The organism is Sebaldella sp. S0638, from assembly GCF_024158605.1.
Classification (GTDB): Bacteria; Fusobacteriota; Fusobacteriia; order Fusobacteriales; family Leptotrichiaceae; genus Sebaldella.
The window spans coordinates 1-14,437 of the sequence record NZ_JAMZGM010000009.1; the positions used below are offsets into that span (position 1 = coordinate 1).

A 14,437-nucleotide genomic window follows, 5' to 3' on the forward strand; every position below is an offset into this window, starting at 1 on the left:
TTTTCATAATAAAGTCCTCCTGTTTTTAGTTTATCATAAAAAGATTTTTTTATTTACAGACTTTTTATCACAGGCTCTTTTATTTTGAATATTATAAAAGTAAATTCACTATCATAGAGGTTTCTTTAGTCTCTGACCGCTCTTTTTGGAACATCAGGAGCAATATGATGTTGAATTCACTTTCTTCACCTGAATGAAGTATTTTTCTTTTTTCAGGTTTACCTTTTATACCGGCAGGATTTTATAAATTGTTTTTATCCTGTTTCACATCCAACGCCGGCTGAATACATCAACAATACATCCGTTATCACATTTACATTCCTATATATTTAAAAATCTCTTATTAATATTTCCAGAAACTGTTTAATGTTTAAAAAATCATTATCCTCTTTTTTAGTTGCTGTTTCATTTTGTTTCTTAATCTTATCCTTGGTTATTCACTCATTTTCTATTTGAGTTTAGTGTAAAAATAAAAAGATTCGCAGAAGAGATAAGAAAAAAGTAAAATTTCTTATTTTAATAGTAAAATTTAAATTTGAATTTGAAAAATCAGGAAGGTGAACTTATGAAAAAATTATGTAAACAGATTCTGTGTTCTACGTTTATGGTTTTAATTATTATTTCCTGCAGCAGCACTCAGGGACCTACAGAGAAACAATTTATGGAATCAAAACAACAGAAGTGGACAGAATTATCTACAAAATACGACAGTCCTTATTTTGACGGAAAAGAACAGGAAAATCTTTCCCCTGAAGTATTAGCTGACTGGTGGACAGTATTAGAGGATGACACTCTTACAGAGCTTATAACATTATCCCTGAAAAACAACAGAAACTTACAGGAAGCAAGGGCAAAAGTCAATGAAGCAAGAGCAGCACTGGGAATAAGTCAGGCAGAGCTTCTTCCGTGGCTTGACAGCAACAATGCCTGGGGAAGAGCAAAAATACCCGAAAGTTTTCCCGGACAAAGCGGAATATATGAAGTTTACAGGCTGGGAATAGATGCATCATGGGAGATTGATATTTTTGGCGGAAACCGTTATAAAACAGATGCGGCAAAATCAGATTTACTTGCACAGAATGCACAGCTTCACTCTACGTGGGTTTCCCTTACTTCAGAAATAGCTGTTAATTATGTCTCTCTGAGAACATTACAGGAACGCCTGACAATAGCTGAAAACAATCTGGCTTTACAGGAGAGTACAGTTAAGTTATTACAGTCAAAATATAAGAACGGACTGATTGATGAAATGAATCTGAATCAGGCAAAATATACAGCTAGTCAGACTAAAGCGATTATTCCCTCTATTAAAATAAATATTGAAGAAATAATGAATAATTTGTCCCTGCTAACAGGACAAATACCCGGAAGTCTTGAAAAAAAGCTGTTAGAGAAAAAAGAACTTCCTGATATAAATGAAATGATATATGTGGGAATTCCCGCAGAAGCTTTAAGGCAAAGACCTGATATACAGGCGGCTGAACACCAGCTGGAATCACAGATTGCCCGTACTAAATCTGCACGTACCGACCTGCTGCCTAAGTTAAAATTATTCGGCTCAATAGGGCTGGAAAGTATTAGCAGCGGATCATTATTATCAGGAGCAAGTCAGGGATTTTCGCTTCTTCCCCAGATTACTTTTCCTATTTTTCACGCGGGAGCCATAAGAAAAAATATAAATGTACAGTCTGCCAGAGAAGAACAGTATCTTGCTGTTTATGAAAATACTGTCCTGAATGCTGCTGCCGAAGTAAGAAATTCACTGGTAGCTATAAGTCAGGAAACAGAAAAAAATACTGCTTTAAAAGAGGGGGTAGACAGTGCTGCTGCTGCTTTAAAAATAGCACAGAAGAAATACAATAACGGTTTACAGGATTACCAGGGTGTTCTTGATGCACAGCGTTCGCTGTTATCCATGCAGGATCAGTATGCAATAAGCAACGGTCAGAAAATCACAAATTTAGTAGGTTTATTTAAAGCGTTAGGGGGCGGCTGGAAACCTCTGACTCAGGATGATATAACAACAACAGGTGAAAAATAACTTTTACATTTTATAGCTTTTTAGGAGGGAAAAATGGATAAACAAGAGGTATTTTCGAAAATAAAAAATAAGAAAAAAATAATTATTCCGGTAATTATTATAATTATTGGTATTGTGATATGGTCTGTATACAGCAAAAAGAAGGAAAGTAAAGACATTATACTATATGGAAACGTAGATATCAGACAGGTATCACTGTCTTTTAACGCTAATGACAGAATAGATAAAATCTTCGTGGAAGAAGGAGATGAAGTAAAAGAAGGACAGCTGCTGGCTACTCTGGATACAGAAAGTCTGTCTCTTCAGATAGAAAAAAGTAAAGCTAAAATAGAAGCACAGAGATATGTAGTTTTACGTCTGAAAAACGGAACAAGACCCAAAGAAATATCTCAAAAGCTGGCACAATTAAATGCTGCCAAAGCAGAAGCCGAAAATGCCGGTATACTGTTACGAAGAGTTCAAAATACTTATTCAGATTCTGAAGGGCGTTCAGTAAGCAAGCAGGAAATAGATGATGCAAGATCAAAGGTCAAAGTGACTTCTGCTCAGGTAAAAGAGGCTAATGATGCTTACCAGCTGGCTGTAACCGGCCCGCGTAGAGAAGATATCGCAGAAGCAGAGGCAGAATTAAAAGCTGCAACAGCTGAATTAGCATTACAGGAGTATTTACTAAGCCAGACCCAGTTAAAATCACCGATTAATGCAGTTGTGCGTTCCCGTCTGCAGGAACCGGGTGATATGGCTTCTCCTCAGCGTGCTACTTTTCTTCTTGCAGTAAACGAGAAAAAATGGATACGCGCTTATATTCAGGAAATACAGCTGGATACTATAAAACCCGGAATGGAAGTCGATGTCTATATTGACAGTTTTCCCAACAGTCCTATGAAAGGGCAGATTGGTTATATATCTTCAGTGGCTGAGTTCACACCGAAAACTGTACAGACAGAGGAACTGAGAACATCTTTGCTGTATGAAATCAGAGTTTATGTCGATGACACCAAAGATATACTGCGTATGGGCATGCCTGCTACAATAAAAATTATCAAACCCACTGACAAATCAGCTAACAGTATGAAAAACAGGGAGCAATTCTTATGAACGAAGAAAATGTAATTATTGCGGAAAATTTATATAAACAATTTATTTCTAAATCATCAAAAAAAGAAGTAACAGAAGCTCTTAATAATATTAATATAAAAGTTCCCGCTGGAAAACTTACTGCATTAATCGGCCCTGACGGTGCAGGAAAAACTACTTTTATGCGTCTGGTATGCGGTCTTATGCTTCCAAGTGAAGGAAATCTCACTGTACTTGGAATAAACACAAAGGATAATCCTCAGGAAATCCAGAATAAAATAAGTTATATGCCGCAGCGTTTCGGCCTTTATGAAGATTTGAGCGTTCAGGAAAATCTTAATCTTTATGCTGATCTGCATGGGATTTCTCAGGAGAAACGTATAGAACGTTTTAGCGAGCTTTTGAAAATGACAGGGTTAGAACCCTTTACCAAAAGGCTTGCCGGAAAATTATCAGGAGGTATGAAGCAGAAACTGGGTTTAGCCTGTACACTTATCCGGACACCCGAACTTCTGTTATTAGATGAGCCGACAGTCGGGGTAGACCCTCTTTCAAGAAGAGAGTTATGGGAAATTCTGCAAAAACTTGTTGGAGATGAAAAAATAACAATTCTCGTAAGTACAGCTTATATGGATGAAGCAGAACTCTGCCAGAAAATAATAGTAATGCATAAAAGTAAAGTTCTCGCTGAGGGGACTTCGAAAGATTTAGCCTTAAAAGCCGAGGACAGATGTTTCAAAATTATGCCTCCCGCGGGAATGCCCTCGCGAATTTTGCAGTCAAAACTGCTTGACCAAAAAGAAAATATTGTTGATGCTGTTCCTGAAGGAGGAGAAGTACGGTTTATAAGCCGTACAAAGGAGGTTTCTAACAGCGTTAAACAGATAAAAGATAATTTACAAATTGAAAAGGTTGATTCACGGCTTGAAGACGGATTTATGGTTTTGCTTCATGACTATGAAAGCAGTCATAAAGAAAAAACAGAAGAAATGATTCCTCTGGAATTTCCTGAAAACTTCAAAATATCAGATCAGATTGATATAGAAGTCAAAAATCTTGTACGAAAATTCGGTGATTTTACAGCTGTGGGCAATACTTCCTTTCAGGTACACAGAGGAGAAATATTCGGGCTGCTGGGTCCAAACGGAGCAGGAAAAACTACTACTTTCAGAATGCTATGCGGACTGCTTCCTGCAACAAGCGGCTTTCTCTCTGTGGCAGGCGTTAATCTCAGAAAAGCAAGAACACAGGCGAGAGCTAATGTCGGATATGTTGCACAGAAATTCTCTTTGTATTCGACTTTAACTGTAGATGAAAATCTGAAATTCTTCGGCGGAGTCTATGGTTTGAAAAGAGAAAAATTAAGAAAGAGAATGGATGATGTAAAAGAACAGTTTGATCTTACAGGACTGGATACAAAGCCGAGCGGCGAACTGCCCGGAGGATTTAAACAGCGTTTATCAATGGCTGTAGCTCTTCTGCATGAACCCAAGATACTTTTCCTTGATGAGCCTACAAGCGGTATTGATCCTCTTGCAAGACGTACTTTCTGGCGTCAGATAACAGCCCTTGCTGCTGAAGGAACTACAATAATAATTACTACACACTTTATGGAGGAAGCAGAATACTGCGACCGTATTATGATACAGGATCAGGGAAAAATGCTGGTTCTGGGTACTCCTCAGGAGGTAAGGGAAAAGGCTGGAAAAAATGTAATAACAATGAATCAGGCATTTATTGAAATAATAGGACAGAGCCGTTCGCAAAAGCAGGTAGTCTAATAAGGAGAAGATTATGATCAGAAATAATTTTTTAATACGTCTTACTGCAATGGTAAATAAAGAATTTCGTCAGCTGATCCGTGATAACAGCAGTATTCTAATCGGAATATTTTTACCTATTATTCTTATATTTATTATAGGTTACGGTGTTTCTCTGGATGTGAAGAAAGTCCCTGTGGCAGTGGTGCTTGAAGATACCTCTCCCACAGTTTATGACGTTTTCAGCTTTCTTAACGGATCAGAGTATTTTTCACCCCTTTATGTAACATCAATGCATGATGCAAAAAAACTAATGGATAAAAGGGAGGCTGATGCTATTATCAGAATTCCTCCTGATTTTTCAGAAAATTTATATAAACAGGAAACTAAAATACAGCTGATTTTATATGGTGTGGATTCCAGTACAGCTACAATTGTAAAAGGATATGTAGAAAGTGCCGTAAAACAGTGGGAAGCACTAAACGGATATAAATTTACAGACAGTCCGGATATGAGCAATATAACCGTGGAAAACAGAATATGGTTTAATGATGCCAATTCAAGTATCTGGTATTTTATTCCCGGACTAATAGTGCTTATAATAACTATCGTGGGAGTATTTCTTACTGCTCTGGTTATGGCGCGTGAATGGGAACGGGGAACATTGGAGTCACTGTTTATTTCCCCTGTAAAACCTTTGGAAATATTATTATCAAAGATGATTCCGTATTTTTGTATAGGAATAATCGGACTTGACCTTTGTCTTGTTGCAGCCAGATATTTATTCAAAGTGCCTATACACGGTTCTCTGACTATTATCATTCTGTGCTCTATGCTTTATCTGTTTACTACTCTCGGAATGGGACTAATTATATCTTCCATTACCAAAAATCAGTTTTTGGCCAGTCAGATAGCATTAGTCGTAAGTTTTCTGCCGGCAATGATGCTGACAGGGTTTCTCTTTGATCTACGGAGTGTTCCCGTTTTTATTCGAAGTGTGGGGCAGATATTACCGGCAACATATTACTTACAATTACTAAAATCTCTGTTTCTCGCAGGAAACAACTGGGATTTGATTATCAAAAACTGCTTGATACTAGCTGCTTACGCTGTGTTTTTCGTTTCCGCAGCTTTGAAAGTAACTAAAAAAACCTTAGAATAAGAGAGTGATATAGATGGATACTATTATGACATTTTTATCAAAATTTAGAAATATGTGTAAAAAAGAACTTTTAAGCACTTTGAAGGATCCCGCCACAAGAATAGTGCTTTTCCTTCCGGTTGTTTTGCAGACTATTTTATTTGGATATGCAGCTACTTATAATCTTGATAATGTACCATATGCCATTATTGATAACAGCAGAAGCAAAACTTCCGCCGAGTTTCTTTCCAAACTTGACGGAACAGGTGTTTTCCAACGTATACAAACTCTGATGAATGCCGGCGAGATCGCTAAAAGTATAGATTCCAACAAAGTAATGATGGTAATAAATATAGATTCAGATTTTGAAAGAAATCTTGCTGAGGGGAATCCCGCTTCGATTCAGGTAATTACAGACGGGCGTAATACTATGACTGCAGCAGTGGCTTTAGGGTATATCAGTGATATTGTCGGGGAATATAATGCCGAAAGAGACGGGGGAAAACAGCTTATAAACATTGAAACACGGGCATGGTATAATCCTAACCTTATTACCAGATGGACTTTTCTTCCGGGAATGATAGCAGTCTTCAGTCTGATACAGATTTTGATGCTTGCAGGATTATCTGTTGCCAGAGAAAGAGAGCAGGGGACTTTTGACCAGCTGCTTGTTACTCCTCTTTCTTCTACTGAAATTTTAATGGGGAAAGCTGTGCCTCCTATACTCATAGGCATGCTGCAGGTAACGTTTATACTGCTTTCATGTATATTTTGGTTTAAAATACCGCTGAGCGGTTCATTAATTACATTATACCTTACTGTTTTTATATTTATGGTCAGCTGTACCGGAATAGGATTGTCCATATCGGCAATTTCCACAAGTATGCAGCAGGTAATGGTGTATACTTTTGTTCTTATGATGCCGATGGTTTTATTATCAGGTCTGGCAACACCTGTGCGTAATATGCCCGAAATTCTTCAGATAGCTACTTACGCTAATCCTCTCCGTTTTGGAGTGGAAGCTATAAGAAGGGTTTATCTCGAAGGCAGCAGTCTGGCTCAGGTTGCCCATAACTTTATCCCTATGGCAGCTGTCGCAGCCGTCACTCTTCCGTTGGCTGTCTGGTTATTTCGGAATAAATTAACTTAATTTGTAAAGTAGGTAGTTTATGAAAAAAGAAAAAATTATTCCTGATCATGAAAATATAAAGGAAACAAAGGCTTTGATCATTGATTGTGCAGGCAGCTTAATAGCAAAATACGGTTATGCAAAAGTAACGAGCAAAAGTATCTGCGAAAAAGCAAAAGTAAATATGGCAGCTATAAATTACCATTTTGGCAGCCGTGCAGGATTATATGTAGCTGTCCTGAAAGAGATCCACGACTTTTTAATCAATGTCGACGAACTGAATAAACTGTATTTAAGTGATTTATCCCCAAAAGAAAAGGTGGAAATATTTATTGATCTTTTTGTAAAAAGTCTGTCTAATGATAAAAACTGGTATATAAAAATACTGGCAAGAGAAATCGTTGATCCTTCACCGTTTATAAATCAGATATTATCACAAGAAACTCTTTTAAAATTAGATATTATCTCAAAAATATTCAGTGAATACACAAAACTGCCTGTTACAGACCTCAAATTATACAGCTGTATCCTTAATGCTACATCATCATTTATTGTTATATTTTTAGCACATAATACATTTGAACTTTTACCAGTGACATATTCCGATAAAGATTTAATAACTCATTTGAAAAGATCAATATTTGCCGGGTTAGACGAATTTAAAAATGAACACAGTTAAATAAGTTCATAATCCATGAATGTTGATAAAGTGAACGTCGGAGAAAAACAGCAGATCCTGAAAGTGTAATAAGGAAATCATAAATTTATCTATTTTGATAGATTTTCTAAACTTTTGTATTATAATTCATACTAAGCATAAATTATTCTGATACCATAATCTGTAAAAAAACTATTTAAAGGAGCAGAAATATGTATAGAAATGAATATCCAAGACCGGACTTTGTGAGAAAAGACTGGACTTGTCTAAACGGCACATGGGATTTTGAATTTGACGATAATAATATCGGTATGGCATCAAAATGGTATAAAAAAGATCATAAACTTACGAAAAAAATCAATGTTCCTTTTGTTTTTCAATCAAAGCTGAGTGATATTGATACAAATGATTTTCATGATTTTATCTGGTATAAAAGAAATTTCAAAATTGAAGGTTCGTGGAAAAATAAAGATATTTTACTGCATTTCGGAGCTGTGGATTACAGATGTCTTGTTTTTATTAACGGAGAACTGGCTGGAAGCCATGAAGGCGGGCATACTTCCTTTTCTTTCAATATAACAAATTATCTTACATGGGATGAAGAGGAAATTACAGTATTTGTGGAAGATCCTTCAGAAGATGAAACTATACCGAGAGGAAAACAGCACTGGATTAAAAACCCTGAGAGTATCTGGTACAAGCGTTCGAGCGGTATCTGGCAGTCTGTCTGGCTTGAACCTGTTAATAAAAACCACATTACGGATTTTAAGTGTACCCCTTTATTTGATCAGGGTTCTGTAAAATTTCACATAAAAACAAGACTTCCCGAAGAAAATACCAAGATTATGGTAAAAATTTCATTCAAAGATACTTTGATTGTACAGGATGTAATAAATATCAGCGGCACAGAAATCACACGTGTTTTTGATATTTTTCAAAAGAAAATTTTCAGAGGATGCACACATGGTCCGGGCTGGACATGGACTCCTGAAAATCCTAATTTATTTGATGTTACACTTACACTTGTAAATAACGATGAGATTATAGATGAAGTAGACAGTTATTTTGGTATGAGAAAAATACATACTGAAAATGGAAAAGTATATCTGAATAACAGACCTTATTACCAAAGACTGGTTCTGGATCAGGGATACTGGCCTGACAGTCTGATGACAGCTCCTTCTGATGAAGATTTCAAAAAAGACATCATACTGGCAAAAGAAATGGGATTTAACGGATGCAGAAAACACCAGAAGATAGAGGACTGCCGTTTTCTTTACTGGGCTGACAAACTCGGCTATATTGTGTGGAGCGAAATGCCAAGTACCATTTCCTATGATTCAAACTCTGTTGCCAGAACTACAAATGAATTAATAGAGTCTGTAAACAGAGATTATAATCATCCCTGTATTGTCACATGGGTCGCATTAAATGAAAGCTGGGGTGTCTCAGAAATTAATTATGATAAAATACAGCAGAATCATTCGCTTTCTTTATATCATATGCTTCATTCACTTGATAATACCAGACTGGTTATTACAAATGACGGATGGGAAACTACAAAAACCGATATCTGTGCTGTACATAATTATCACCACGGCACAAAAGACGAAAAAGAAAAATATGAGACTTTTATCAAAGATTTAAGTACAAAAGAAGAAATTCTGGAATCAAAACCGGCTGGCCGTAATATTTATGCAGATGGCTTTGAGCATATGGGCGAACCTGTTATGCTTACTGAATTCGGAGGGATAGGATATGATAAGACACGTCCGGACGGATGGGGCTATACTGTTGCTTCCAATGAAACCGAATTCATTCAGGATCTGGAACGTGTTTTTGATGCAGTCAGAAAATCAAAAGTTCTTACAGGATTCTGCTATACGCAGTTTACAGATGTAGAACAGGAAATAAACGGACTTCTTACTTATTCCCGTGAACCAAAATGTGATCTGGAAATTATAAAAAATATTATAGAAAAATAATATCCCTAAATAAATCTTTTTAAACAAAAAAACAGGATTACATTATATGTAATCCTGTACTTTATTTATTAACTATTTTTTTCTTATGTTATAGAAAGTGTTAATTCCTTCGTAAATTGCTTCTTCAGCCAAGTCATCTTCGATTCTTAATAACTGGTTGTATTTAGCCATTCTGTCTGTTCTTGAAGCAGAACCAGTTTTGATCTGACCTGCATTTGTAGCTACTGCTATATCAGCTATAGTATCATCTTCAGTTTCTCCTGATCTGTGAGATATAACTGCTGTGTATCCTGCTTTTTTAGCCATTTCTATAGCATCAAGAGTTTCTGTTAATGTACCGATTTGGTTAACTTTGATTAGGATAGAGTTAGCTATTCCTTCTCTGATTCCTCTTGATAATCTTTCAGTATTAGTTACGAATAAATCGTCTCCTACTAATTGTACAGTTTTTCCTAATTTCTCAGTAAGTTTCTTGAAACCTGCCCAGTCATCTTCTGCTAAACCGTCTTCTATTGAAATAATAGGGTATTTAGCAACAAGACCTGCATACCAGTCTACCATTTCTTCAGATGTTCTTACTACTCCGCCTTCTCTTTTGAAGTGGTAAGTATATGTATCTCCGTCTTTTTTAGCGAATTCACTTGAAGCTGCATCTAATGCAAATGTAATTTCTTCACCTAATTTATATCCTGCTCTTTCTACTGCCTGAGAAATTATATCAAGAGCTCCTTCTGTTCCGTTGATCTTAGCCGGTGCATATCCACCTTCGTTACCAACATTTGTAGAATCTCCGTTTTCTTTAAGGATTTTTCCTAAGTGATGGAATATTTCAGCACCCATTCTTAATCCTTCTTTATATGTTTTTGCTCCTACCGGCTGAACCATAAATTCTTGTACGTCTACAGCCGAATCAGCATGCGATCCTCCATTAAGGATATTCATCATAGGAACTGGTAATTCTTTAGAATTAACTCCTCCTAAATATCTGTATAAAGGTAAACCAAGCTGGTTAGCAGCTGCTTTTGCTACTGCAAGCGACACACCCAGAATAGCATTTGCCCCTAATTTCCCTTTATTTGGTGTTCCGTCTAATTCTATCATAGCTTTATCCACAGCTACCTGATCTAAAGCGTCCATTCCCATTAAATGGTCAGCTATTACTGTATTAACATTTTCTACAGCTTTTAGAACTCCTTGTCCAAGGTATCTGCTTGTATCCTTATCTCTTAATTCCACAGCCTCATGCTCACCTGTAGATGCTCCAGATGGTACAGAAGCTCTTCCCATCGCACCTCCTGATAGGTAAACTTCCACTTCTACAGTAGGGTTCCCTCTTGAATCCAATATCTCCCTAGCGTGGATATCTTCAATAATAGTCATTATACTACCTCCATAAATTTTATTTACATAATAATATTACCATATTATACTTCATTTTTCAAAGACTTTTTTGTACAAAAAACTTATTTAATATGACGTTATTCCTAATCAAAAACAAATATAAGAATAATTCTGTTTTTAATTTTATGCTGCAGTGACCGAATGATGTCACAAAATAATTTTGTTTTTTAAAATACCTGCTTTCCCGTTAATGGAAAAGCAGGCTTGTTTTATAATAATTTATCAAGTTCTTCTGTTGCGTATTTTAATGCCTCTTCATTTCTTATCTGACTCTTTACTTCTTCAAAAGTACGCTTTTTATATGGAACTTCATTTGTTTTTACCATTAGGAAGTATCCGCCGTTAAATTCATATTCCAGAATTTCGTTTACTTTTGAAGCAAATAATTTTCTATTAGCTTCTTCTACGAATCCGATTCCCGGCACTGCAGAATTTTCGTATATTTTCTTAAACACTTCTTTTACTTCATACTTGTATTTATCCTGATCTATAACATCTGTCCAAGTTACTTTCTTCTCGTCAAGTTCTTTTTTCAGACCCTGAAGTCTGCCTATAAGGTCTGTTCTTGAAGCTTCCGACGGTTTTGGAAGTAACAGGATGTGACTTACTTTCTTTTTATCAGCATTAGCCGGGTCTACATCTTCCACATAGATAAGGTGCGATCCGAATTCTGTCTGAACCGGTCCTATAATTTGCCCTTTTTGTGCTGTTTTTATTGCTTCCAGAAATTCCGGAACAAAGTTAGTGCTAGAATCAACCCATCCGAGTTCTCCGCCCTGATCTTTACTTCCCGGATCTTCACTTACTTTTTTTGCTGTTTCTGCAAAATTCTCAGGTGTAAGGGTTTTCTTTAAGTCCTCAGCTTTTTTCTTTGTAGCTTCCTTATCTGCTTCTGTAGGATCAAAGAAACTTCCTACCACATATCCGCCTACACTGTGTCTTATATCATATTTCCCCGGATCTGTATCATATATTTTCTTTAAGTCTGCATCAGACGGATTATATGAACTTACCAGATATACAAAATATCTTTTCCCTAAATCTCTAAGCTCGTCTACACCTACAAAGTCAGGTGATGCCTTAAGCCCTTTTTCCTTAGCTGCTTTACCTACAGCTACAAGATTATCAAGGTCTTTTTGTATACTTTCACGCACTTTGGCAACAAGCTCTTCATTGTACTCTGTTCCCGCTGAAACTACCATCATCAGGATTCTTGTGTACATCAGACCTTCTTTGAATGAATACCCGTCTTTTTCCGCTACGGGTTTTACCGTTTCTTCATATAGTTTCTTTATTTCATCATCTTTAAATACTATTTTTGCTTTTTCTCTCTGTTTTTCTATTAATGAATTTCTTATCAGATCAGAATATTCTTTTGCCACATAATCCTCTAATGTTGGTTTTACCTGTTCAAAAGTCTGATCCTGAAAATCTGTATATCTGTACATTTCATAATATTTTTTCAGATCTTCGTCAGAAAGCTTGTGTGCTTTTTGCTGTGATTCAAGAACTCTAGTCACTTCTATACTTTCCTTGATCATTCTTTTCAGCTCTTTTTCATTGGCAATTCCCATTGACTGCAGGTAGTTAAGGAAACTTTCCCCATTAGGCATTCCTGCTTTTATCTCATTTACTTTATCATTAATTTCTTTATCGCTTGCTTTTATTTTTAAATCTTCAGCGCTGCTCGCCAACAGGGCATTTGACACTAATTCTCCTAATATTACTTTTTTGACTATATCATCAGGTACTTCACTCTTATCTTCTATACCTTGCTGTGCTTTCATTGATTTTATCTGCATTACTTTATTCTTTACCCCGAGTACGCCACGTTCCAGATCCAGTCTATATATCTTATGGCCGTTCACTTCTGCAATGACTTCATTATTCTTCTGAATATTTTTGCCTGCTCTGATACTCTCGCCGATTTTCAAGAAAATCGGTACAAGCATCGCTGCAATGAATAAAACAGACAGTGGTACCATCAGCTTTTTAAATTTTCTAAGTGCCATTTTTCCTCCTATTTTTGATTAACTTCTTACAATTATACCAATTTATTGCATTTCTTTCAAGAAAAAAAGCCACGATTTCTCGTGGCCTTTATTTTATTTAGTCTAAAGCTTCAAATTGATCTTTTCCTACAGCACATAAAGGACATACCCAGTCTTCCGGTAAATCTTCAAATGCTGTCCCTGGAGCTATACCGCTGTCAGGATCTCCTATTTCAGGATCGTAAACATATCCACATACTAAACAAACCCATTTTTTCATATTTTCTTTTCCTCCTGTATTTTTTAAGTATTTTATTTATTGATTTTAGCTTCTTGCACCTAATTCTTTGTCAAGCAGATACATTGACGCACTGTTTGTAACACCTAATAATTTTATTTTATCAATTATTTCAGTTACGTTTTCTTCTTCTTCTATCTGTTCTGTTACGAACCATTGAAGAAATATTTCCGTAGCATAGTCATTTTCTTTTCTTGCCAGTGCATAAATTTTATCTATAGATTTTGTTACTGCCTGCTCATGAGCAAGAGAATCCTTGAATACTTCCTCTGCATTTTTCCAAGAAGACTTAGGAGCCTCAATAGCTGCCAGTGTAACAGTTCCGCCTTTTGAAAATATATAGTCATATATTTTTCTGGCATGTTCCTGCTCTTCCTGTGTCTGAAGATCCATCCATTTTGCAAAGCCCTTAAAGTTCGTGCCTTCAAAATAAGCCGCCATTGACTGATATATATAAGCTGACTGTAACTCCATATTTAGCTGTTCATTCAGAGCTTTCTCTAATTTTTTATTTAACATTTTGATCACCCTCTATTTCATTTTTTTATTACATTCTTCACAGATTCCACGTAAATAAAAATGTGTCTCGGTTATTTCTATATTTCCAAGATTTCTTAATTCTAACTTTGATAAATCTATATCAAAATCTTCTATTTTTCCGCATACTTTACACTTAAAGTGACCATGCGGTTCCACCTCGGCATCATACCTGGCTTCATGGTCTTCTATTATTATAACATTGGCGACTTCATTGTCTACAAATAAATTTAATGTATTGTATACTGTTGTTTTCGATAGTGTCGGGATCTGACTCATCAGATCTTTATAAATTATATCCACTGTTGGATGTTCGTAGTTGTTTAACAGATATTCATATATTTTGATTCTTTGTAATGAAGGCTTTATTCCGTGTGCTTTTAAATGCTCTGCAATATTTTCTACATGCATTCGTCTTC

General features: G+C 36.1%; 12 protein-coding genes. 7 read left to right on the plus strand and 5 right to left on the minus strand.

Features of this window, described 5'->3' with window-relative positions; all coding sequences use genetic code 11:
* The first annotated feature begins 565 nt into the window (after positions 1-565).
* The 7 genes from NK213_RS04185 to NK213_RS04215 all read left to right on the plus strand — a co-directional run bounded on the left by NK213_RS04185 (position 566) and on the right by NK213_RS04215 (position 9,791).
* Positions 566-2,041, plus strand: coding sequence for an efflux transporter outer membrane subunit (locus NK213_RS04185; RefSeq protein WP_253347010.1), 1,476 nt, complete (start codon positions 566-568; stop codon positions 2,039-2,041).
* Between the two features lie 33 nt (positions 2,042-2,074).
* Positions 2,075-3,139 (plus strand): efflux RND transporter periplasmic adaptor subunit, encoded by a 1,065-nt coding sequence (locus tag NK213_RS04190; RefSeq protein ID WP_253347012.1) that lies wholly within the window; start codon positions 2,075-2,077, stop codon positions 3,137-3,139.
* Positions 3,136-4,899, plus strand: a complete 1,764-nt coding sequence (locus NK213_RS04195) for an ATP-binding cassette domain-containing protein (protein WP_253347014.1) — start codon at positions 3,136-3,138, stop codon at positions 4,897-4,899. Before NK213_RS04190 ends, NK213_RS04195 begins: the two co-directional genes overlap by 4 nt.
* A 13-nt stretch (positions 4,900-4,912) precedes the next feature.
* Positions 4,913-6,040 (plus strand): ABC transporter permease, encoded by a 1,128-nt coding sequence (locus NK213_RS04200; RefSeq protein WP_253347016.1) that lies wholly within the window; start codon positions 4,913-4,915, stop codon positions 6,038-6,040.
* Positions 6,041-6,053: 13 nt separating this feature from the next.
* Entirely contained in the window at positions 6,054-7,169 is a 1,116-nt protein-coding gene (locus NK213_RS04205) for an ABC transporter permease (RefSeq protein WP_253347024.1), read from the plus strand.
* Positions 7,170-7,188: 19 nt separating this feature from the next.
* Positions 7,189-7,827 carry a TetR/AcrR family transcriptional regulator gene (locus NK213_RS04210; RefSeq protein WP_253347026.1) on the plus strand — a complete coding sequence of 213 codons (639 nt, stop codon included), beginning with the start codon at positions 7,189-7,191 and terminating at the stop codon, positions 7,825-7,827.
* A gap of 191 nt (positions 7,828-8,018) precedes the next feature.
* A complete protein-coding gene (locus NK213_RS04215; RefSeq protein ID WP_253347029.1) occupies positions 8,019-9,791 on the plus strand; it encodes a glycoside hydrolase family 2 protein in 1,773 nt (590 codons plus the stop codon).
* A 72-nt stretch (positions 9,792-9,863) separates the two neighbouring features.
* Here the strand turns inward: NK213_RS04215 and eno are convergent, their stop codons facing one another.
* The 5 genes from eno to NK213_RS04240 all read right to left on the minus strand — a co-directional run bounded on the left by eno (position 9,864) and on the right by NK213_RS04240 (position 14,429).
* The gene (gene eno, locus NK213_RS04220) at positions 9,864-11,171 is read right to left on the minus strand and encodes a phosphopyruvate hydratase (RefSeq protein WP_253347031.1); all 1,308 of its coding nucleotides are present in this window, start codon (positions 11,169-11,171) and stop codon (positions 9,864-9,866) included.
* A 230-nt stretch (positions 11,172-11,401) separates the two neighbouring features.
* Positions 11,402-13,204, minus strand: coding sequence for a peptidylprolyl isomerase (locus tag NK213_RS04225; RefSeq protein WP_253347033.1), 1,803 nt, complete (start codon positions 13,202-13,204; stop codon positions 11,402-11,404).
* A 97-nt stretch (positions 13,205-13,301) separates the two neighbouring features.
* Complete coding sequence (gene rd, locus NK213_RS04230) at positions 13,302-13,463, minus strand: rubredoxin (RefSeq protein ID WP_253347035.1); 162 nt, start codon at positions 13,461-13,463, stop codon at positions 13,302-13,304.
* A gap of 45 nt (positions 13,464-13,508) precedes the next feature.
* Positions 13,509-14,000 carry a ferritin gene (locus tag NK213_RS04235; RefSeq protein ID WP_253347037.1) on the minus strand — a complete coding sequence of 164 codons (492 nt, stop codon included), beginning with the start codon at positions 13,998-14,000 and terminating at the stop codon, positions 13,509-13,511.
* Between the two features lie 12 nt (positions 14,001-14,012).
* Positions 14,013-14,429 (minus strand): Fur family transcriptional regulator, encoded by a 417-nt coding sequence (locus tag NK213_RS04240; protein ID WP_253347039.1) that lies wholly within the window; start codon positions 14,427-14,429, stop codon positions 14,013-14,015.
* Positions 14,430-14,437: the final 8 nt, after the last annotated feature.